This window comes from Planococcus sp. PAMC 21323, from assembly GCF_000785555.1.
Classification (GTDB): domain Bacteria; phylum Bacillota; class Bacilli; order Bacillales_A; family Planococcaceae; genus Planococcus.
Window position 1 is genome coordinate 287,128 of record NZ_CP009129.1, and the last position, 19,807, is coordinate 306,934.

Here is a 19,807-nt window from a genome sequence, read left to right on the forward strand (position 1 = left end):
ATATTTATTGGCTATTAACCTATAACTGCTATACACTAAAAGAGCAGGTGATCGTCAGAAAATCCGTAAGTGGAAAGTGTATATCCATTATGAGGAGGATGCGACATGACAGTAGAAATCAAAGAAATTCAAGACTTGAAAAAGCTAGATGTTTCGAAACTGGTAGAAGAAAGTGAAGCCGAAGGGTATCGTTTTTTAAGAAGACTTGTAGATCAGTACGAAGATGGCAGCAATACATTTAATAAGCAATCCGAAGTTTTATACGGTGTATGGGATCAGGATCATTTGATAGCAATTGGCGGATTAAATCGTGATCCGTATTCGAGTAAAGATGGTGTAGGGAGACTTCGGAGGTTCTATATTTCTACTAATGCTCGTCGACAAGGCGTCGGCACAAAGTTATTACAAACAATTGTTGAAGATGCAAAAGGACATTTCCACGAACTTGTTGTCCGGACAGATTCTTCAGCAGCCGATGCTTTTTACAGAGCCAATGGCTTTTCGGGAGACCTTGGATTACCAGAAGCTACTCATGGCATCGTTTTAGAACAGGAACAACGTAAGAAGGCAGAGTAATACCTTTATGGAAACGGCTTGCAGTTGCAAGCCGTTTTTTTATGTATAGAAATATTTAGAGAAGCTCGTCCAGTTTGTTGGAATATGTGGTAACGTAAAAAGAGCTGATTAATTTGAAAGTATGATAGGGGCGATTTCATGGAAATGTCGAATTGGAAAGGCGCTGCAGGCGTCTGCATCAATGAAAAAAACGAAGTACTATTAGTGTTGCAAGGAGTTCCAGGAGAAGAAAAAAAGTGGACAGTACCGGCAGGCGGAATTGAAGGAGCAGAAACGGTTGAACAATGCTGTACGCGAGAATTTTTTGAAGAAACAGGATTGTCTGTTCGAGTTATAGAAAAGTTAAGCACGCGAGCAGGAGAATACGAAGATTCGAAAGTGTCTTTTGAAGTGGTTTATTTTAAAGTAGAAGTGACAGGTGGAGAAATTGTCCTTCATCGAGAAGATGAGTGGATTGCCGATGTTGCGTGGAAACCCATTGCTGAAATTCGTGAATTAGAAATGACTTATCCAGACGACGCTGAGCTTATTGAATCTTTAGCAGTTCAGTAATTTGATAATATTTCGTAAGGATTATAAATAAACAGAACGGGTAATTACGGTGTAATAGCAATCCGAGGAGGTGTTTTGGATGAAAAAAGACCGTGAGAATAAAGACGGAGAACAACTGATTCCAGAAGTTGAACCGAGACGCAATATGCCAGCTGAAAAGGGAATGGACCCCATGCCGGACAGAGATATAGAGTATAAAGAAAACTCGAATGAAAAATACAGTGACAATACGCAACAGGAAGAGTAGGCAAGCCAAGTATTGGCTTGCCTTTTGCATCTGGAAAGGAGATTGTTAAATGCCTCAATACACTTTCAAACATGCGGTCTGGCACGAAGAAGAAGGTGTTGGAAGTACGAGCTTCCGTAAATATCTTCCGGAAAACGACAAAATGCATAATTGGATTGATAAATCGATAAATCCAGCGGTCAATATTCTTCATACGCATACGGTTGACCGCGGCAAGGAATCTTTATGGGGATCATTAATATACAAACAAAGTGAAACTTCTAAAGGATCTCGTGAAGTGTTTCATTTCTATATATCTTCAAATGTTTTTGTCACTAGTAAAATTAATTTTGAACAAGATTCAGATTTAAATAAAGATGAAATTTTACGCCAGATGGAAAATGCCTCATCTTCTATCGAAATCATGATGATTATTCTTGGCGAAATGGTCGCATCCATTTTACATAAAATAGATCGTTTCGAAGAACGTCTACATGACTTATTATGGGCAATAAAAGAACACAACAACAAAAAGACTTTAGGTGAAATTGAAACCATTCGGCATGAGATTTTATTGTGGAAGCATCTAATTATGGGGTTTCAAGAAATTAAAATGGCCATCGAAGAAACATTTGGAAAAGACGTTATAGATCAAATAGAATATCGGAGAACCGCTACTCGAATTGAGCGTTGTGTAATGCTCGTTAATTCCTATGAAGATGAAGTGAATAATATGGTTGATATCGAAAACGTAGTAGCCAATTATCGAGGCAATGAAATCATGAAAACCTTAACGGTATTAACAACTTTATTTACCCCTGTCATGGCGTGGGGGGCTCTATGGGGAATGAACTTCGAGAATATGCCTGAGTTAAAATGGAAGTTCGGATATCTTGGGTCGGTGTTGATCATTTTAGGATCAACATTTATTCTGTATCTATACCTCAGGCAAAAAGGATGGATGGGGGATATTTTGCAGTCGATTGGAAAAAGTACAGGTAGGAAAAAATAAGACGAAAGCAGGGTCTAACCGATCCCTGCTTTCGTCTTATTTGGCTTTATCATTTTCTAGTTCTTGCAGTAGTTCGGTGTAAGGATGTAAATCCTGATCCCCGTGTTTTTCGATATAACCGGTGATTAATTCTTTCAAATCTCGTCGCTGCCGTTCTACTGCAACCAGTTTTTCCTTCATTGACTGTTGCTTCCATAGAACTGCATCTTGAACATCCTCCATTTTTTCAAGCATATCGATTTCAGCAAGCAACACTAAAGCTTCGGTTTTTTTAGCTTCGTACTTTTTTAAGGATCTTTCTACTTTTCGGGTATCGTTGTCAAAAGTCAATTTAGAGTACATAGACATTTTCTGATTCCCCTTTCCAGTCAATAGCTCTTACTTATCAGTACCCGGATCTCAACAAGCTTATCCCTCTTTTTGAAGAGTAAGTTTATATATAAAGAATATTCTGTCAAAAAATTGACGAAGTCTAATAGGAATTGTATGATAGAGAGACTAAATAAAGGAGGTGGGTAAGATGAATCAAACTGGTAAACGCATGACAGAATGTCAAGAATATCTCTACATTCTTCATGGCGTTACTTTCACTGGAGTAGCTGGACAGGAGGAGTCTGTCTTTTTTCAGCCAACAAAATCGAGTGAATATTACCAGTAAGAGACGTCTGCCTACAATCGGATTTTAACAAAGGCATGCCTCTTGGCGTGCCTTTTTGTGTGCATGTCTCTTCTTTAGAGAGGAAGAGAATGATGATTATTAGTCAGTTTCAACAAGTGATGTGCCATTTTGCAACGCAAAAAATATTTAATCATATAAAAGGGGAAGTTTCAGAAGGGCAACGCATTGGGCTCGTCGGAAGAAATGGAGAGGGAAAGTCCACGTTATTAAATGTACTTGCAGGAATACTGCAACCAACTGAGGGAGTTGTAACGTGGAAAAAAGGCAGCAACATTGGTTTGTTAGAGCAATCACCTGATGAGCAGCCAGAGCAAACGGTAGAACAATTATTGAGAACTGTCTTTTCAGAGTTAAATGCTTTGCAGCAGCAATTAGTGAAGATGGAAAAGCAGATGGAAACTGTCGATCCCAATGAAATGGAACGGCTTCTTCTTCGTTACGGAGCGATGCAAGATGATTTTATCCAACGCGGTGGTTATGAAATCGATATGAGAATAGATCAAGTGTTAAACGGGTTAAAGGTTAAGTCGTTGAAATTTGAACAATGGGGACACTTGAGCGGTGGAGAAAAAACGAAAATCGGGTTAGCGAAATTACTTTTACAAAAACCAGACTTGCTATTGCTAGACGAACCAACAAATCATTTAGATTTAGATGCGATTGAGTGGCTTGGCTCATTTATTAGCCACTACAAAGGGACGATTGTCCTCGTATCTCACGACCGCTATTTTTTAGATGAAACTGTTACGCATATTTGGGAATTGGACCAAGGTGAGTTGATTCAGTATGTTGGAAATTACTCGAACTATGTAAAAGAACGAGAAGCTCGATTATTAGTAGAGTTTCAGCAATATCAGGATCAACAAAAGAAAATTCAAAAGATGAAAGAAACCATTAAACGATTGAAAGAATGGGCCAATCGGGCAAATCCCCCAAATGCCGGCATGCACAGACAAGCGAAAAGTATGGAAAAAGCGTTGCACCGAATTGAAGTTCTCGACCAACCTGTGTTATCGAAAAAACAGATGGCCTTAAATTTGAAAATAGACGAACGTAGCGGCAAAGATGTTGTGCGTCTCGATGGGGTATGGAAAGAATTTGGAGAGCATATGCTGTTTCAAGACATTGCAATGCATATCCGTTACGGAGAACGAGTAGCGATTGTTGGTTCAAATGGGACAGGAAAAACAACATTGCTAAATATGATGGTTGGGAAAGAGTCAGTTGATGTCGGAGATGTAAAGTTAGGGAGTAATACATCAATCGGTTATTTATCTCAACACACATTAGAGATGGATAATGGTAGAACCGTCATAGAAGAATTTCGTGAAGCAATTGCTGTTTCGGAATACGATGCACGTCCAATGCTCGCTCAATTTTTGTTTTTTGGCAATATGGTATTTCAACCAGTACGGCAACTTAGTGGTGGAGAACGGATGAGGTTGCGGCTCGCACAGCTGATGCATCAGCATCATAACTTATTAATTTTAGATGAACCGACCAATCATTTAGATCTAGAAGCAAAAGAAGTGATGGAAGAGGCTTTGAGTGAGTTTCCGGGAACGATTATTGCGGTTTCACATGATCGTTATTTTTTAGATAAGCTATTCCCCGTTACGTACTGGCTTAAAAATGAAACAATCGAACGATTTCATGGAGGCTATTCGACCGCGAGAGAGAAAGTGGCAAGTTCTATCCAATAAAAAAGAGCTTATCCGCTTTTTCGGATAGGCTCTTTTGTCAATGGTCTAAAAATTTATTCGTTGTTTGTTTCAACAGAATCTACCCATACTTGTGACCAATTTTGAATTTCGTCCATAACAGGTTTTAACGATTGTCCTTTTTCAGTTAATGCATACTCAATCTTTATAGGAGTCTCGGGATAAACTGTGCGCGTAACTAATCCTTGTGTTTCTAAGTTTTTCAGTCGTTCAGATAATAGCCGTCCGCTGATGCCAATAATATCGGTTAGTTCACTAAAACGTTGGGGTCCCGAAAGTAGTTGATAAATAATCAGTCCTGTCCAGCGCTGACTGAGCAAGGAAATAGCTATCTCGAAACGAGGGCAAATGATGGAAGTGTCCATGCTCATCACTCCTTTTCTAACATAGTAGCACAGATTCTAACTATTTTAAAAGAATTTAGTTACTTGACGGAATTAAGTATTTAAAATATAGTTAGTTACATAAAGTAACTTGAAGAAAAGGGGCGTAAGAATAATGGGTTTTCACAAAAAACCAGTCACACATGTAGGTGAAATAGGATTGAAAGTAGTCGATATGAAGAAGATGAAAGAGTTTTACACGGAGGTCATAGGATTTGAAGTAATCTCGGAAGAGCAGCATTCAGTAGCATTGGGTGCTGGTGATAATGTATTAGTCAGACTCGAAGCAATTGAAGGGATTATGCCTAAACGAGGTCGTTATACAGGACTGTATCATCTCGCTATTTTATTACCAACTAGAGAATCATTAGGAAAAATTCTTGTGCATCTTCATAAGCAAGGGATTCAATTAGGCTCTGCAGATCACTTAGTTAGCGAAGCTTTATATTTATCTGACCCAGAAGGTAACGGTATTGAAATTTATCAGGATCGAAAACCTGACCAATGGAACTGGGAAAATGATCAAGTAGCTATGGCCGTAGATCCGATTGATGCTCAAGGATTAGTTGAAGAAGCCCAAAAATCTTTAGAGCCGTGGAAAGGTCTGCCTGCTGAAACCGTGATGGGACATATTCACTTACATGTATCGAACTTAAATGAAGCTAAAGACTTTTATGTAAATGGACTTGGGCTAGAAGTCGTTTCAAATTTGGGTGCTCAAGCATTATTTATAGCCGATCAAAAATACCATCATCACATCGGCATGAACGTCTGGAACGGTGAGGGTATTCCGGCGTTGCCTGAAAAAGAAGCAGGATTGCATTATTACACGTTAGTTATGGACAATGAAATTCGCAATAAAGTCGTTGGAAATCTTCGTTCATTGGGAATGAAAATGGTGGAAGAAGAAAGATATTTTGAAGTCAAAGACCCTTCAGGAAACGCCATTCGTCTATGTGTGTGATTATTAAATAACAAAAGCCGACTCAATTCATGAGACGGCTTTTGTTATTGTGGAGAAACACTTTCGCAACGATTGTCTGTTTCCATATAGGCCGTAGTAGTAAAAGCTGCTTGTTCTGGAATTTCAGTTAGTACTTGGTTTTCCAAAGGAATTTTTGGAATATTATTTTGACGTGTTTCGATATATGCGTGCATACTTTCTCGGCTGATTGCTTTTTCTAAAGGATTATTATAAAACGTTAAGAGGATCAAGCCACATGCCCCAGCAATTAAAGTGATACCTAATAGTGAAAGGAACCCCTTCATAGTAAATCCCGCCTTTATGTGTTTAGTTATTATAAGAACGATGTACCGTACAAAAAGTTCCTCGTTGCGACATATTGTTGTTTAAGAGATACTAGTGACAATCGTAATATCCAACAAACTAAAGGGGAGGATTGATTATGATATCGTTAGAAACAGAAATTTGTCAATTGTTTAAAATAAACTATCCGATTATTCAGGCGGGAATGGCGGGAGGTCCTACCACGGCTGAACTTGTAGCTGAAGTCAGTAATGCAGGCGGGCTTGGAACTCTAGGAGCAGCATACATGACACCGACTGCACTGCGGCAAGCGATAAAAGAAATTCAGTCGAAAACCCAAAAACCATTTGCTGTTAATATTTTTGCAGCCATCATACGGGACGATTTTAGTCGCGCTGAGGAGATGCAAAAAGTATTAAGTCCTTTCCGCTCGGAGCTAAACATTAGCAACCTTCAGTCCGCATATTCGTCCCCTAATTGGAGTGCAGAACAATTTGATATTTGCATTGAAGAAGGGGTAGCTGTTGTTAGTACGGCTTTTGGTTGTTTATCCGTCGAACAGATGACAGTAGCTAAGAAAAGAGGCGTCAAAATCATAACAATGGTTACGACAGTTGAAGAAGCCAAAAAGGCAGAGAGTTCTGGGGCAACTGCTGTGGTGGCTCAAGGAAGTGAAGCAGGAGGTCATCGTAGTACCTTTTCGCTCGACCAACATCCGTCAGGTGCCCAAATTGGCACGCTGTCCCTAGTTCCTCAAGTAGTCGATGCTATTGGGATTCCAGTTATTGCAGCGGGAGGTATTGTGGATGGTCGAGGGTTAATTGCTTCACTGGCACTCGGTGCACAAGGAGTTCAAATCGGTACTCGGTTTGTCAGCGCCAAAGAATCAGGGGCGCATGCCGTTTATAAAAAGGCGATATTTAAGAGTGACGAGGAAAGCACGGTTGTAACAAAAAGCTTTTCTGGAAGACCGGCAAGAGCCATTCAGAATCGCTTTATTCGTGAATTTGAAAAAAGCGGTGTCGAGCCATTGCCATTTCCTTCTCAAAACACCATCACCAAAGACATTCGTGCAGCGGCTTCGGAATCTGGAAATCCGGAATTCATGTCACTATGGGCGGGGCAGTCTACGCGTAGTTTGACAGAAGAAATGGCTGCAGCTGAGATTGTTCAGGCGATCGTAGAAGAGGCGAAATCAATTGTATGCTAACTTAATAACGAATAAAAACGGTTGGATCGAAGCTCGAGTTTCCTATGGGCACATGCTATACTATTAAAAGTGATTTTTAAAATGAGGAGATTAGACGAATGGAATGGAAGAATATATACCGTGGCATCTTGATGGGAATCAGTGACTTGATCCCGGGAGTAAGCGGAGGCACAATTGCGTTTATTTTAGGGATTTATGATCGTTTGTTAGAGGCTATTAGCGGATTTTTTAGCCGTAACTGGAAAAAGCAACTTGGATTTTTAGTACCTCTTGGGATAGGGATTGTCATCACCCTTTTATTGTTTAGCCGAGTGATTGAATATTTACTGGAACAACATTATGAAGCAACTCAGTTTTTCTTTATGGGCCTTATTATTGGTGTCATTCCGTACATTATGAAGCAGGCTGAAGTAAAGAAGAACTTCACTGCACGTCACATGATTATTCTCTTGGTTATTGGAGCGGCTTTGGCAGCTACAGCCTTTATTCCGACTGAGGAAAATTTGGCACCGATTACGACGCTTACTGTACCAGTTTTCTTTATGTTATTTTTCTCTGGGTGGCTAGCAAGTATGGCAATGTTATTACCAGGAATTAGCGGTTCATTCATACTATTGTTGTTAGGCGTTTATTCAACCGCTATCAACGCTTTATCGACTTTGAACATTCCGATTGTTTTCGCAATCGGTGCTGGGGTGATTGCTGGATTTATCGTCAGCAGTAAAGCAATTCAGTATTTGCTTCAACATTTTACTTACGTCACTTACGCAGCAATTATTGGACTGATCATCGGATCTCTGTTTGTGGTGTTCCCAGGGTTTTCTTCTGATTCCACTACGCTGATTACTAGTCTAGTCACATTTGGACTCGGACTTTCGTTTACATTATTGTTTAGTTCACCTAAAAAAACGACTATTACAGAAGAAGTTTAATGAAGAAGTAGTTTCTTGTTATCTTTAAAGTAGGAGTAGCGACTAAAACGATATTCTTTGCAGACTGAGGCACCATCATAAATGATGGTGCCTCTTTTTTATGGATAAATTATGTTATCGTATGCCCGTCAAAGCTACACGGGCGCTTACGCTTTTCTGATTGTCTAGCTCCAGCGCCCAGCTTCTAGGGTCATAAGTCACTCCGACTGTGCGGCAAAGACCGCCGCTTCGTCAGAGCACCTTATGCCCGTCAAAGCTACACGGGCGCTTACGCTTTTCTGGTATAAAGCCTTTTTGCTTTGTGGATGGTGGGTTTGCCTTTAAACTGAAGGTTAAGAGGTGATGCGTGTGCGAAAAATTTTCTGGTGGTTTGTTGTGTTGCTGGCCGTGTTTTTTGCGCGCCCGATTTGGGAAGAGCCTGTTAGTAAGTATGTCGATTTAGGTTTTTTGGATTCTGTTGACGAAGCAGTTGGTAATATCGCAGGAAATCCAGAGGTGACGCAAGTTATAGATGAAGCGAGAGATTTTACTTCGCGCGTCAGTGCACAACTGCAGTCGTTTATCGTTTCTAGTTCAGTTGAAGTGCCAGAAGCTGTGGCCAAACCAGAACTAGTTGAAACTGAATCTTTGTTTGCCATTCATAATGTAACATTAGGAATGAGTAAAGAAGATGCTCAAAAGAAAGTCGGGTTGCCACTACGTTTAATGCGGAACGAATATGGAACTGATTGGCATAGCTATCATCAAGATTTTCAGAATTATGTTTTATTGTCTTATGATCAAGACGGAATCGTAAATGGGATGTTTACGAACCAAGATTTGTTTTCGTCGAAGGAAGGGATTACGATGGATTCCACAAAATCCGAAGTCCGTTCCGCACTGGGCACTCCGCTAAAAAGCCTCCAAAAAGGAAATGTTCAATATATACTCGATACACGTGATGAATACGATGTATTTAAAACGGATAATACGTATACGACGATTTTTTATGATATCCATGAAGAAGATACCGTAACGGCCGTACAAGTAATACATGAAAAACTAGAAAAACAACGCCCTAAAATATATGCGGAGTCGGATGAAAAGTTAAAAGAAGGCTATGAATATTTGCTTTTCGAATTGACCAATTCAGCTCGTATTCAACGAGGTTTGTCGTTATTAAAATGGGATAGTGAGACTAGAACGACTGCTCGCAAGCACAGTGTAGATATGGCCGAAAATCAATATTTCAGTCATACGAATCTAGCTGGACAATCTCCTTTTGATCGGATGAAAGAAGACGGCATTACATTTTATGTAGCAGGAGAAAATTTGGCGTATGGGCAGTATAGTAGTGTCTTTGCTCATGAAGGCCTGATGAATTCTTTAGGTCATCGTGAAAATATTGTAAAGCCAGACTTCGGGTATCTAGGGGTAGGAACGGCATTTAATGCAGAAAACCAACCGTATTATACGGCCAATTTCTTTAATCGATAAAAAAGGCAAGCTGTCATTAACTGACGGCTTGCCTTTTAATTAATTTAATACGAGCCATGCTAATACAACAAGTGGACCGACGATAAAGCAATAAATCGCGAAATACTTTAGTTGTCCTTTTGCCATAATGTTCATAAACCATTTTAATGAGAAATAAGAAGCGACTAGAGAACCAAGAAATGCCATTACATATGGAATCGCCATCGTAGCTAAATTATCATCGTTAATGATGTCTGTAATGCTGAGAACTGCACCACCAAGGCTAACTGGGATAAATAATAAGAAAGAAAAGCGCAATGCGGTTTCCTGGTTGATGCCTCTTGCCATTGCAGCGACTATTGTAGCACCACTACGGCTAATACCAGGAATAAGTGCTATAGCTTGAGCTCCACCAATGATAATCGCGTCTTTCATTGTCATACTGCCATCTTTTCGTTGCCCACGCATATTGCGGATCCACCATAGACCAAAGCCTGTAACGATTAACGTCAATCCGACTGTCACGATAGTTGAAAGATTGTCATCAATCGCATCCTGGAACAACAAACCAATGACTGCCGCAGGGATCGTTGCAACAACAAGGTAAACGATAAACATGAAGTCTCTTTTCGTTTCTGCGTTTTTCACAGTAAAATACTTTAAACCGTTAATTACAAGGCGCTGAATATCATTGCGGTAAATGATTAAGACGGCAATTAACGAAGCACTGTTAACAAGCAATGCGAATGTCGATACGCTTCCTTCAATTTGTACGTCCAAAAAGTATTGCGCGATCAACAAGTGCCCACTTGAAGAAATCGGAATTGGTTCAGTAAGTCCTTGGAATAGTCCAAGAAGCAAAAATTTGATTGTTAGCCATAATTGATCCATTTATATAAATCCTCCATTGTTCGTTCATTTAGTTATTTGACTGCAAATTTCCTATTCGATAAATTCAAATCAACATAAAAAATATAATACCATAATTTCATGGTAAACTGTGTATATTAATGAAAAGAAAGGTAGTGACACGCTTGACGAACAAGCTTTGGTTTCAAGTAGGAATAGGAGTTATTCTAGCTTTAGTCATCATTAGATTGTTTATTGAAGTACAAGGGATTTTTGATCCTTTATTTATTATTGCAGGCACGATTTTTGTCCCATTATTACTAGGGGGTGTCTTGTTCTATTTAACAAGACCGGTTTTGAATTTTTTGGTGAAGAGAAAGTTTCCGAAATGGGCTGCAGTTCTTACAGTTCTATTATCAATCGTATTAGTATTTTATTTGTTATTCATCATGATTGGTCCAATTGTGACAGGACAAATCAATGCATTGGTAGATAATGCACCCGAAATCATACAAAGTGTAGAAGAATCGGCTCAATACGTATTCGATCAACGAGACCGTCTTCCGGATTCAATTGAAGAGCAGTTAAATGGCATGGCGGGTCAAATTGGTGACCGACTTGGTGACATCGGTGGCTGGGTTGTTTCCTTTATCGGTAGCTTCGTGTCTGGCGTAATTACGCTAGTATTAGTACCGTTTTTCCTTGTCTACTTATTGGTCGACCATAAAAAATTCGTTCCGTTTGTTTCTGGATTTTTCTCAGGGGAACGAAAAAGGTGGATTCGTAAAACCTTGCAGGACATCGATGACACCTTGCAAGCATATATCCAAGGGCAGCTATTTGTCAGCTTTTTAGTAGGAATTATGCTACTCATTGGTTACTTAATCATTGGATTGGACTATGCACTGCTATTGGCATTAATTGGTATGGCTACGAACGTTATCCCATTTTTAGGACCTTATATTGCAGTTATTCCAGCTATTCTTATAGCGCTTGTGCAAGACCCAATTATGGCTGTCTACGTAGGAATTATTATGTTAGTAGCACAACAAATTGAAAGTAATTTCATTACGCCAAACGTGATGGGGAAATCACTCGACGTTCACCCACTAACTGTCATTACGCTAATTCTAGCGGCAGGAAATATAGCAGGATTATGGGGGATTATTTTGGCGATTCCGGTTTACGCGGTAATCAAAACTATCGTTTCCAATATATACGCACGACGCAGTGAAATCCGTAACACAGCTACACGTGATATCGAATAACCGAAACCTGTGAACAGAGTTCACAGGTTTTTTTGTGGATTAAGCCAATAATCTTGACGCTCGATAGTATACCCCCTAAACTATAACTATTGGTTGAGGGGGTATACTATTTTGGATGGAAGAATAAAAGAGGCAGTAGATCTTTTTCAAGATGTATTGGTTTATGGAACCGAGCGGGTGATCAAGTCAGTAGATCATCCTTTGTGGAAAGAGTATTCACCTGAGCAAATTCAAATGTTGAAGTTGATTGGTACGGAAAAACAAATCACTTCAGCTAGATTAGCTGTGCTGCAAGCTGTACATAAAAGTGCAATTTCTAGTCGCATAAAAAAGTTACTACAAAAAGATGTAATACAAGTTGTTCAAACCTCAGATAAACGTGAGAAATTGCTAGAGCTTACGGATAAAGGACGGACGATTATTAGTGAACTAGATCAGGTGTTGTCAAATTATCTTGAAAAGCTCCTATCTGAAAATATTGCAGACGAGGAAATAGAACAATTTTTAACGATTTTCCGCAAGCTAAAAACAATTATAAAAATGGACGGAGTGTAACATATGCATACCATATTAAAATTCAAATGGCCGATTGCGATTGGTTTAATTGTAATAACAGTCGCCTTGTTCTTATTAGCGCCTAACTTAACAAAGCAAGCAGAACAAGCAGGATCATTTCAGTTATCGGATGAAGCATCTTCGCAAATTGCCTCGCAAATATTAAGCGATGCGGATGCTGCTGAGAAAACGATATCACTTGTTATACCTTTAGAAAGTAAACTCACAGATGAAACACGTCAAACACTTGAACAAATGGTGACGGATATTGAAGGATTAGGTGATCCAATTACGAGTGTATTGAATCCTGTTGAAAGTAAAGAACTAGAAGAACAATTAATATCAGAAGACCAGCAAACTGTTTTGGTGCCAATTACGGTTGATGGCACAGATGAAGAAGTGAATATGGTTGCAGATGAAATAAGAGAAACGATTATCCCTGAAGATATTACAGCGTATATCACAGGAGAAGCCATTATAAATAATGATGTAAACATTAGTGCGCAAGAAGGATTAAAGCGTACAGAAATCATTACAGTCGTATTGATTTTCGGTTTGTTGCTAGCGGTATTCCGTTCGTTTGTTACGCCATTTATCCCCCTTGTGGCAGTCGGAATCACTTATTTATTGAGCCAATCATTAGTAGCGTTTTTCATTGATTGGTTTGGATTCCCAGTTTCAAACTACACACAAATCTTCCTAGTAGCGATCTTATTTGGTATCGGAACAGATTATTGTATTTTGCTACTAAGCCGCTATAAAGAAGAATTAGCAGCTGGACATGATGTGGAAAAGTCAATCATCAACACGTATAAAACAGCGGGTAGAACGTTGCTAATTAGTGGAGCAGCTGTCTTTGTTGGATTTTTCGCAATCGGCTTTGCAGAGTTCCCAATTTTTAAATCGGCTGTTGCGGTCGCAGTTGGGATATTCGTCTTGCTGATCGTGCTGTATACAATCGTGCCATTCTTTATGGCGTTATTAAAAGAAAAACTATTCTGGCCAGCTAAAAAATCTGCTGCTCATAGAGACAGCAAATTATGGATTTGGATGAGTAAATTATCGATTAACCGTCCATTGCTCTCTATGCTTGTAGTGGCTTTAATTACGGTGCCATTGTTGTTTACGTATGATAACTCGTTATCTTTTAATACGGTAGATGAAATTGGTTCGGAGTATGAATCTGTAAAAGGATTAAACGCCATTGAAGAAGGCTTTGGCAAAGGCGATTCGTTACCAGTTCAAGTAATTGTGAAATCGGACGAAACTTTGACTAATCGAGAAACCGTTCCTTATTTTGAGTCTTTAAGTAGAGAAATTGAAAAAATTGAAGGTGTCGAAACGGTTCGATCGATTACACGACCGACTGGAGATGTGATTAACGAACTTTATGTAGATGAACAGCTCGGGCTATTAGCTGACGGGTTAGGCGATGCACGTGATGGTCTTGGTGAGGTGCAAGCGGGACTGACAGAAGTTCAAACTAACTTAACCGCTATTAGCGAACAAGCTGGCAATTCTGCAGGTTTAACGGAAGTAGCTGCAGGGCTTGGTCAAATCAATCAACAATTGGGACAAGTCTCGCAAGGACTTCAGCAAACAGGAAATATCCCTCAAACTGTAGGGGCATTAACACAAATCAGTGGAGGCTTGACTGAAATTCAACAAGGTTTAGCTGGGGCAGCTGGACAAACAGCTGAACTGAGTGCTGGTTTAGCGCAATTAGCGGAAGGTATTGGCGCGTCAAACCAAGGACTTGCCGAAATTGAATCTGGTTTAACGGAAGCTGTCGACATGATGCAAGAAATGAGCGACAGCGAGGCAGTACGCGATACGGGCTTGTATATTCCAGAAGGTACATTAGAAAGCGAAGATTTTGAACAAGTATTAGATCGTTATTCTTTTGCGGATGGGACAGGAATTACGATGGAAGTTATTTTAGCAGTAGATCCATATTCTCCCGAAGCAATTGACGTGACAACAAAAATAAAAGAAACAGTAGAGCGCGCTAAAGTAGGAACACCGTTTGAAAAAGCTGAAATTGCATTTAGTGGGATTTCAAGTATCAACAGTGATTTGGAAGAAGTATCTTCTAGTGACTTTACAACGACGGTCATCATTATGTTGATTAGTTTATTTGTCATCTTAGCGATTTTATTCCGTTCGCTAATTATGCCATTGTATATGATTGGCTCGTTATTGCTGACGTATTACACAGCGATATCGATTGCGGAATTAATCTTCGTGAACGGTCTTGGCTTTGATGGCATTAGTTGGGCAGTGCCGTTCTTTGGCTTTGTTATGCTAGTAGCGTTGGGTGTCGATTATTCGATTTTCTTATTGGATCGTTTCCGAGAAGAGTCTTTTAATGGCGTTACCGTTCGTGATGCAATGCGCACATCGATGGCGAAAATGGGGACAGTTATTATTACAGCTGCCATCATTCTAGCAGGTACTTTCGGTGCTATGATGCCATCAGGTGTCTTGAGTCTTGTGCAAATTGCGACCATCGTTATTACCGGCTTATTATTATACGGCTTGATTGTATTACCATTATTAATTCCGGCAATTTCCGTATCTTTTGACCGTGGTGTTTGGTGGCCATTTGGCAAAAAGAAATAAAACGGCATATAGAAAAAGAGCTGCCTTCGCGCAGCTTTTTTCTATGGATGTAGGATTCCTCCAGGCATGTTATACTGAGTGGTAATTAAAAATGTGAAACGGGTGTACTTAACTATTTCTACGAGCTTGTATGAATTGCTTGTAGTTTATGTCTTGGATTTTCCTAAGATTTTTGATGAGATAAACGAAACTACGAAAAGAGGTAATGAATTTGTTAACATTTGAACAAAAGCTAGAAATTATTGAGTCTTTTCCAGAATTAACGAGAAAAGATGTATCGATGAAACGTGTGAACTTTCATTTTGAAGAAAGCTTGTACGATAAGAAAATTGTTGTCTATCATTTGCATCCGACAGGTAACGGTTTTGTTTACGTAGGCAACTTGCCACAATATGAAGTAGATAAAAAAGGTTTTGTAAACGTTCGTGATTTTTCTGAAAAAGAATTGCGCAGTGTTCTTGCCGATTCATTGGATTATTTGTCATTAGAGCCGGAGCCTCCTTACGATAAAACGTGGACAAATCGCGAAAATGAAAAATTAGATTTGGTTTACGAAGAGCCGTTTTGGAATGTCTACACAGGTAAAAACTTAGAAGAAAGCTTCGGAACATTTGACGATGCTGAAAACTACTTAATTGACCAAGGGTTTAAAGAAAAGAAATAAGGAATAGTCGTTTGCTAAAAGGACTATTTTCTAAGTGCGAATAGCGACGACGACAAAAAGGAGCCTCAAGGCTTCTTTTTTGTGGTTAAAAGAGGAAAAAAAACTAGTTTTTCGGTATGCTTAGGGCAAGGAGTGAGGGACATGTTTAAAAAGGTGATCTTATATACCAATCAATTAGAAGACATGAAAGGCTTTTATGAGTACCAACTAGGCTTCCGAATTGTTGAAGAAGATGACACCAGTTTTACATTGTCGATGGGGGAATCCCAATTGGTCTTCCGGGAATCGGACAGAGCAGCGGTTTATCATTTTGCGCTGAACATACCCGGAAACCAATTTACCCTTGCTAAATCTTGGACCAGTGAGCGAGTGACATTAAATCGTCAAGAAGGCATGGATGAAGTCTTTTATGCTAATTTTGATGCGGATGCGTTTTATTTTCAGGATCCAGCAGGAAATGTAGTGGAATTTATTGCGCGTCGTAGCGTCGATCGTATGGCTAATTTTACTGTAGATTCTATACTTAATATTAGTGAAGTAAGTATTACCACAACATATGTTGAAGAAGTTGGCGAATTGATTGAGGATATGGATATCCCGGTCCGTGGTAGTAAAGGAATTGAAGCAAAGTCGTTGAATTTCCTTGGCAGTGGTCATGCTTTTATTCTTTTAGTAGAACCAAAGCGGATCTGGTATTTTTCTAAACAAAAAAGCGAAACCCATCCGTTATCAATCGAGTTAACGGATGGTCGCCAAATTAACATAACAGAAGAAGGAAGATTTCAGCAGGAAAAGTCAGCCAATCCAATACTAGACAAAATGGAGGAAATAGATTTCTCAGGAGTTGCTTATTTAGCGAAACAAGAACCGTGGGCTATGGCAAAGGGATTTGCTGATCAGGCTAACGAACGACCAAATACCGTGGATACAAGATTTGGTATTGCCTCGGGGAGTAAACTTTTTACAGCTCTAGTTATTTGTCAACTCGTAGAGGAAGAGAAAGTTAGTTTTGAAGATTTACTATCCGAGCTATTGCCGAAAACATTTCCTCATTTCAACGTTACCATCCATCAATTATTAACACATACTTCGGGTATTCCAGATTACTTTGATGAACAGACGATGGATGACTTCGAAGATTTATGGAGACACCGTCCAATGTATCGAATGGAAACGGCTTCAGACTTTATCCCGTTGTTTAAAGATCAGCCAATGACGTTTGAACCGGGTGAAAAATTTCATTATAATAATGCGGGCTATATTGCACTAGGACTGATTATTGAGGACATCACAGGAAAAGAGTTTGTGGACGCAGTAGAAGAACGTATTTTTGTACCTGCTCAGATGCAAAATTCCGGTTACTTCCGCTTAGATTTTCTACCGGGTCAGACTGCATTTGGTTATATCGAAGAAGAAGGACAGTGGCGTACAAACCAATACGCCATTCCAGTTCGTGGCGGAGCTGATGGCGGTGCTTATGTAACGGCAAAAGATATGGCGAATTTCTGGAATTGCTTAATGGATGGTACATTAATAACTGGAGATATGTTGAAGAAAATGCTCCACGTTCACGCTAGTGGGGAAAAGAGTGATTATGGTTATGGGCTCTGGATTCAAACGCTGACAAGTGGTGCTTTGAAATATCATATTATAGGCTATGACCCAGGTGTAAGTTTTTATTCGGCGTTTTATCCGGAAAAAGGCAATATACTAACTGTTTTATCAAATAAAAGCGGTAGAGCTTACGAACTTGCTACAGCGATTGAAGAATTGAAAATTGAAGAGGAGTGAAAGTATGACTGGAAAAAAACTAGTACTGGCGATTATTATCAGTACAGTTGGTTTTAGCGTTTTAATTTTTGCCGTCTTTCAACTATATTTTTGGTTAAATTAAGAAAAAGCTGCGATCGAGGAGGATATCCTTGATCGCAGCTTTTTAATTAAGAACAAAAAATGAGCTCTTCCGAAGAAGAGCTCATTGATAAGTTAGCTTTAGATTAAGCTTTTTGTACGTTAGTAGCTTGAAGACCGCGTTGGCCTTGCTCGATATCAAACGTTACTTCTTGACCTTCGTCAAGTGATTTAAAGCCTTCGCTTTGGATTGCAGAGAAATGTACGAATACATCGTCGCCGCCTTCGCGTTCGATGAAGCCAAATCCTTTTTCTGAGTTAAACCATTTTACTTTACCTTGTTCCATGTGTATTTCCTCCTCGTATGCGTGAGCATACATTGTATTACTATCCTTGCTCAAATCTTGCAGATGAACATCTGACACTTCGTAAAAAGTTATCCGAACAAAAATAATTCTTCCTTAGAATAACACGGGGTTACATATATTGCAAGGGAAAATGAAATATTCTTTTTGATATGGGTTAAATCAAACATGTATGATAATAAAAAAACAATAGAAAAAGTACTGAGGAGGACAGAGATATGAATAGAATAATTGTACTTGGTGTGTCTGCTGGTGTTGGTAAATCAAGCTTTGCAAGAAAGCTTTCAGATAAGACGATGATCCCAGTTTATCATTTGGATGCGTATTTTTGGAAGCCTGGTTGGGTGGAAAACAGTGAAGAAGAATTTAGTGCGGAGCAGCGAAAACTCGTAGCAAAAGAGCAATGGATTATTGAAGGAAACTACTCAAGTACTTACGGTATTCGGCAGCAAAGAGCGGATACCATTATTTACTTGGAACTGCCTTTAATCGTTTGTTTGTATCGTGTAGTTAAACGAAGAGTCATGTATCACGGAAAAACTCGTCCTGATTTAGGAGAAGGATGTCCGGAGAAATTAGACGCAGCGTTCTTAAAGTTTATTGTTACTACATACTCCGGAAGAAAAATAAAGATGAGAAAAAGAATTGATCAGTTTGAAAAAGAAAATCCCCATAATCAAGTTCTCCTATTGCGCAATCAAAAAGAAATAAATCAGTTTGCAAATGGCCTATCAGAAAAAATGGATTAAAACTTTTTTAATTAATGAGTGAATTTTAAAAACTTACAGACGTTCATAGGTGGAAGTGGTATTCTAAACTTACATAAACAGACGGAGGGGAATGAGCGATGAACTTGCTGTATGAAGGCACAATCACGAACCAAGTGCTTCATAAAAAGCTTCCTTTTTCTATGAAACGCTTGTATTTGGAAGATTTACCTATAATAGAACACGTTCAGTCGAAAGTAATGGCGTCTATTTCCGAAAAGACTTCGTTACAAGCTTTAACAACAGAAGAATTTTTATTTATTTTAAACGAACGAGGGCTTCTAGTAGGGGCTTTTGTTGAAGATGAATTGATTGGTTTTAGAGCATTATTAATCCCTGATATTGATGAAGAACATTTAGGGTGGGATATCGGACTTCCTGCAGAAGAGTTAGAGAAAGTCATTTATCAAGAAATCTCAGTGGTACTTCCTGAATATCGAGGAAATCGCCTTCAGCAGAAATTGGCCGAAGTAATCATGAAAGAATTGCCCAATCTTGAAGTGAAGTTTCGATATATTTGTTGTACTGTTGCACCGATGAATATTCCAAGTTTAAAAGACAAGTTTACTCAGTCTATGCACATTGCAGCTTTGAAGGAAAAGTATGAAGGTCTCAAGCGATATATACTAGTGAAGGACTTGGAAAAACCAGGTGTACACTATACCGGACATGTTACGGTGAAATTGGATGATTTGAAAAAACAAAAACAATTGCTTAGTGAAGGATATGTAGGAATTGGATTTCAACTCGTACATGGCTTTCACGAGCTTCAATTTGCAAAAACCATTCTGTAATAGGAATGGTTTTTTTATTGTATATCTATAATTCTGAAACTTCTTATAAAGTTTAGCGT

The 19,807-nt window shown here is 39.1% G+C and carries 22 protein-coding genes; 17 read left to right on the top strand and 5 right to left on the bottom strand.

The window, feature by feature from the left end; genetic code table 11:
• Nucleotides 1–105: 105 nt before the first annotated feature.
• The 4 genes from PLANO_RS01570 (at nucleotide 106) to PLANO_RS01580 (ending at nucleotide 2,366) form a co-directional block, all read left to right on the top strand.
• Nucleotides 106–576 carry a GNAT family N-acetyltransferase gene (locus PLANO_RS01570; protein ID WP_038702365.1) on the top strand — a complete coding sequence of 157 codons (471 nt, stop codon included), beginning with the start codon at nucleotides 106–108 and terminating at the stop codon, nucleotides 574–576.
• A 138-nt stretch (nucleotides 577–714) separates the two neighbouring features.
• Nucleotides 715–1,128: an NUDIX hydrolase gene (locus tag PLANO_RS01575; RefSeq protein ID WP_197053098.1), complete on the top strand. Its 414-nt coding sequence runs from the start codon at nucleotides 715–717 to the stop codon at nucleotides 1,126–1,128.
• Between the two features lie 79 nt (nucleotides 1,129–1,207).
• Complete coding sequence (locus tag PLANO_RS16025; protein ID WP_197053099.1) at nucleotides 1,208–1,375, top strand: hypothetical protein; 168 nt, start codon at nucleotides 1,208–1,210, stop codon at nucleotides 1,373–1,375.
• A gap of 49 nt (nucleotides 1,376–1,424) precedes the next feature.
• Nucleotides 1,425–2,366 carry a magnesium transporter CorA family protein gene (locus PLANO_RS01580; protein WP_038702367.1) on the top strand — a complete coding sequence of 314 codons (942 nt, stop codon included), beginning with the start codon at nucleotides 1,425–1,427 and terminating at the stop codon, nucleotides 2,364–2,366.
• A 36-nt stretch (nucleotides 2,367–2,402) separates the two neighbouring features.
• Here the strand turns inward: PLANO_RS01580 and PLANO_RS01585 are convergent, their stop codons facing one another.
• Nucleotides 2,403–2,714: a hypothetical protein gene (locus tag PLANO_RS01585; RefSeq protein WP_038702369.1), complete on the bottom strand. Its 312-nt coding sequence runs from the start codon at nucleotides 2,712–2,714 to the stop codon at nucleotides 2,403–2,405.
• Nucleotides 2,715–2,886: 172 nt separating this feature from the next.
• Between PLANO_RS01585 and PLANO_RS15930 the strand changes: the two genes are divergently transcribed.
• Both PLANO_RS15930 and abc-f read left to right on the top strand, forming a co-directional pair.
• Nucleotides 2,887–3,024, top strand: coding sequence for a hypothetical protein (locus PLANO_RS15930; RefSeq protein ID WP_156108875.1), 138 nt, complete (start codon nucleotides 2,887–2,889; stop codon nucleotides 3,022–3,024).
• A gap of 92 nt (nucleotides 3,025–3,116) precedes the next feature.
• Complete coding sequence (abc-f, locus tag PLANO_RS01590) at nucleotides 3,117–4,748, top strand: ribosomal protection-like ABC-F family protein (protein WP_038705336.1); 1,632 nt, start codon at nucleotides 3,117–3,119, stop codon at nucleotides 4,746–4,748.
• 53 nt (nucleotides 4,749–4,801) lie between these two features.
• Here abc-f and PLANO_RS01595 read toward each other — a convergent pair whose 3' ends face one another.
• On the bottom strand, nucleotides 4,802–5,131 hold the full coding sequence (locus PLANO_RS01595; RefSeq protein WP_038702370.1) for a winged helix-turn-helix transcriptional regulator: 330 nt from the start codon (nucleotides 5,129–5,131) through the stop codon (nucleotides 4,802–4,804).
• Nucleotides 5,132–5,264: 133 nt separating this feature from the next.
• Between PLANO_RS01595 and PLANO_RS01600 the strand changes: the two genes are divergently transcribed.
• Nucleotides 5,265–6,113, top strand: a complete 849-nt coding sequence (locus tag PLANO_RS01600; RefSeq protein WP_038702372.1) for a VOC family protein — start codon at nucleotides 5,265–5,267, stop codon at nucleotides 6,111–6,113.
• 44 nt (nucleotides 6,114–6,157) lie between these two features.
• On the opposite strand, the gene PLANO_RS01605 is transcribed toward PLANO_RS01600, so the two are convergent.
• Entirely contained in the window at nucleotides 6,158–6,418 is a 261-nt protein-coding gene (locus tag PLANO_RS01605; RefSeq protein ID WP_038702374.1) for a hypothetical protein, read from the bottom strand.
• Between the two features lie 137 nt (nucleotides 6,419–6,555).
• On the opposite strand from PLANO_RS01605, the gene PLANO_RS01610 reads away from it, so the two are divergent.
• The 3 genes from PLANO_RS01610 (at nucleotide 6,556) to PLANO_RS01620 (ending at nucleotide 10,034) form a co-directional block, all read left to right on the top strand.
• The gene (locus PLANO_RS01610; protein WP_038702375.1) at nucleotides 6,556–7,626 is read left to right on the top strand and encodes an NAD(P)H-dependent flavin oxidoreductase; all 1,071 of its coding nucleotides are present in this window, start codon (nucleotides 6,556–6,558) and stop codon (nucleotides 7,624–7,626) included.
• A 98-nt stretch (nucleotides 7,627–7,724) separates the two neighbouring features.
• Entirely contained in the window at nucleotides 7,725–8,558 is an 834-nt protein-coding gene (locus PLANO_RS01615) for a DUF368 domain-containing protein (protein WP_038702377.1), read from the top strand.
• A gap of 342 nt (nucleotides 8,559–8,900) precedes the next feature.
• Nucleotides 8,901–10,034 carry a CAP domain-containing protein gene (locus tag PLANO_RS01620; RefSeq protein WP_231554770.1) on the top strand — a complete coding sequence of 378 codons (1,134 nt, stop codon included), beginning with the start codon at nucleotides 8,901–8,903 and terminating at the stop codon, nucleotides 10,032–10,034.
• 39 nt (nucleotides 10,035–10,073) lie between these two features.
• Here the strand turns inward: PLANO_RS01620 and PLANO_RS01625 are convergent, their stop codons facing one another.
• Nucleotides 10,074–10,904: an undecaprenyl-diphosphate phosphatase gene (locus PLANO_RS01625; protein WP_038702381.1), complete on the bottom strand. Its 831-nt coding sequence runs from the start codon at nucleotides 10,902–10,904 to the stop codon at nucleotides 10,074–10,076.
• 143 nt (nucleotides 10,905–11,047) lie between these two features.
• Here PLANO_RS01625 and PLANO_RS01630 point away from each other — a divergent pair, with 143 nt between their 5' ends.
• The 5 genes from PLANO_RS01630 (at nucleotide 11,048) to PLANO_RS15765 (ending at nucleotide 17,762) form a co-directional block, all read left to right on the top strand.
• Complete coding sequence (locus tag PLANO_RS01630) at nucleotides 11,048–12,130, top strand: AI-2E family transporter (protein WP_038702383.1); 1,083 nt, start codon at nucleotides 11,048–11,050, stop codon at nucleotides 12,128–12,130.
• Between the two features lie 111 nt (nucleotides 12,131–12,241).
• Nucleotides 12,242–12,685 carry a MarR family winged helix-turn-helix transcriptional regulator gene (locus PLANO_RS01635; protein WP_038702385.1) on the top strand — a complete coding sequence of 148 codons (444 nt, stop codon included), beginning with the start codon at nucleotides 12,242–12,244 and terminating at the stop codon, nucleotides 12,683–12,685.
• A 3-nt stretch (nucleotides 12,686–12,688) separates the two neighbouring features.
• Complete coding sequence (locus PLANO_RS01640) at nucleotides 12,689–15,307, top strand: MMPL family transporter (protein WP_038702387.1); 2,619 nt, start codon at nucleotides 12,689–12,691, stop codon at nucleotides 15,305–15,307.
• 211 nt (nucleotides 15,308–15,518) lie between these two features.
• Nucleotides 15,519–15,971, top strand: a complete 453-nt coding sequence (locus tag PLANO_RS01645; RefSeq protein ID WP_038702389.1) for a hypothetical protein — start codon at nucleotides 15,519–15,521, stop codon at nucleotides 15,969–15,971.
• 141 nt (nucleotides 15,972–16,112) lie between these two features.
• A complete protein-coding gene (locus tag PLANO_RS15765; RefSeq protein ID WP_081976610.1) occupies nucleotides 16,113–17,762 on the top strand; it encodes a serine hydrolase in 1,650 nt (549 codons plus the stop codon).
• Nucleotides 17,763–17,968: 206 nt separating this feature from the next.
• Here PLANO_RS15765 and PLANO_RS01655 read toward each other — a convergent pair whose 3' ends face one another.
• Nucleotides 17,969–18,169, bottom strand: coding sequence for a cold-shock protein (locus PLANO_RS01655; protein ID WP_006830093.1), 201 nt, complete (start codon nucleotides 18,167–18,169; stop codon nucleotides 17,969–17,971).
• Between the two features lie 236 nt (nucleotides 18,170–18,405).
• On the opposite strand from PLANO_RS01655, the gene PLANO_RS01660 reads away from it, so the two are divergent.
• A complete protein-coding gene (locus PLANO_RS01660) occupies nucleotides 18,406–18,936 on the top strand; it encodes a P-loop NTPase family protein (protein WP_038702393.1) in 531 nt (176 codons plus the stop codon).
• Nucleotides 18,937–19,034: 98 nt separating this feature from the next.
• Nucleotides 19,035–19,748, top strand: a complete 714-nt coding sequence (locus tag PLANO_RS01665) for a hypothetical protein (RefSeq protein WP_038702395.1) — start codon at nucleotides 19,035–19,037, stop codon at nucleotides 19,746–19,748.
• Nucleotides 19,749–19,807: the final 59 nt, after the last annotated feature.

Excerpts from the sequence above, each read along its gene's own strand:
- PLANO_RS01570 (WP_038702365.1), top strand. The coding sequence starts at position 106 with ATGACAGTAGAAATCAAAGAAATTCAAGACTTGAAAAAGCTAGATGTT.
- PLANO_RS01575 (WP_197053098.1), top strand. The coding sequence starts at position 715 with ATGGAAATGTCGAATTGGAAAGGCGCTGCAGGCGTCTGCATCAATGAA.
- PLANO_RS16025 (WP_197053099.1), top strand. The coding sequence starts at position 1,208 with ATGAAAAAAGACCGTGAGAATAAAGACGGAGAACAACTGATTCCAGAA.
- PLANO_RS01580 (WP_038702367.1), top strand. The coding sequence starts at position 1,425 with ATGCCTCAATACACTTTCAAACATGCGGTCTGGCACGAAGAAGAAGGT.
- PLANO_RS01585 (WP_038702369.1), bottom strand. The coding sequence starts at position 2,714 with ATGTCTATGTACTCTAAATTGACTTTTGACAACGATACCCGAAAAGTA.
- PLANO_RS15930 (WP_156108875.1), top strand. The coding sequence starts at position 2,887 with ATGAATCAAACTGGTAAACGCATGACAGAATGTCAAGAATATCTCTAC.
- abc-f (WP_038705336.1), top strand. The coding sequence starts at position 3,117 with ATGATTATTAGTCAGTTTCAACAAGTGATGTGCCATTTTGCAACGCAA.
- PLANO_RS01595 (WP_038702370.1), bottom strand. The coding sequence starts at position 5,131 with ATGGACACTTCCATCATTTGCCCTCGTTTCGAGATAGCTATTTCCTTG.
- PLANO_RS01600 (WP_038702372.1), top strand. The coding sequence starts at position 5,265 with ATGGGTTTTCACAAAAAACCAGTCACACATGTAGGTGAAATAGGATTG.
- PLANO_RS01605 (WP_038702374.1), bottom strand. The coding sequence starts at position 6,418 with ATGAAGGGGTTCCTTTCACTATTAGGTATCACTTTAATTGCTGGGGCA.
- PLANO_RS01610 (WP_038702375.1), top strand. The coding sequence starts at position 6,556 with ATGATATCGTTAGAAACAGAAATTTGTCAATTGTTTAAAATAAACTAT.
- PLANO_RS01615 (WP_038702377.1), top strand. The coding sequence starts at position 7,725 with ATGGAATGGAAGAATATATACCGTGGCATCTTGATGGGAATCAGTGAC.
- PLANO_RS01620 (WP_231554770.1), top strand. The coding sequence starts at position 8,901 with ATGCGTGTGCGAAAAATTTTCTGGTGGTTTGTTGTGTTGCTGGCCGTG.
- PLANO_RS01625 (WP_038702381.1), bottom strand. The coding sequence starts at position 10,904 with ATGGATCAATTATGGCTAACAATCAAATTTTTGCTTCTTGGACTATTC.
- PLANO_RS01640 (WP_038702387.1), top strand. The coding sequence starts at position 12,689 with ATGCATACCATATTAAAATTCAAATGGCCGATTGCGATTGGTTTAATT.
- PLANO_RS15765 (WP_081976610.1), top strand. The coding sequence starts at position 16,113 with ATGTTTAAAAAGGTGATCTTATATACCAATCAATTAGAAGACATGAAA.
- PLANO_RS01655 (WP_006830093.1), bottom strand. The coding sequence starts at position 18,169 with ATGGAACAAGGTAAAGTAAAATGGTTTAACTCAGAAAAAGGATTTGGC.
- PLANO_RS01660 (WP_038702393.1), top strand. The coding sequence starts at position 18,406 with ATGAATAGAATAATTGTACTTGGTGTGTCTGCTGGTGTTGGTAAATCA.
- PLANO_RS01665 (WP_038702395.1), top strand. The coding sequence starts at position 19,035 with ATGAACTTGCTGTATGAAGGCACAATCACGAACCAAGTGCTTCATAAA.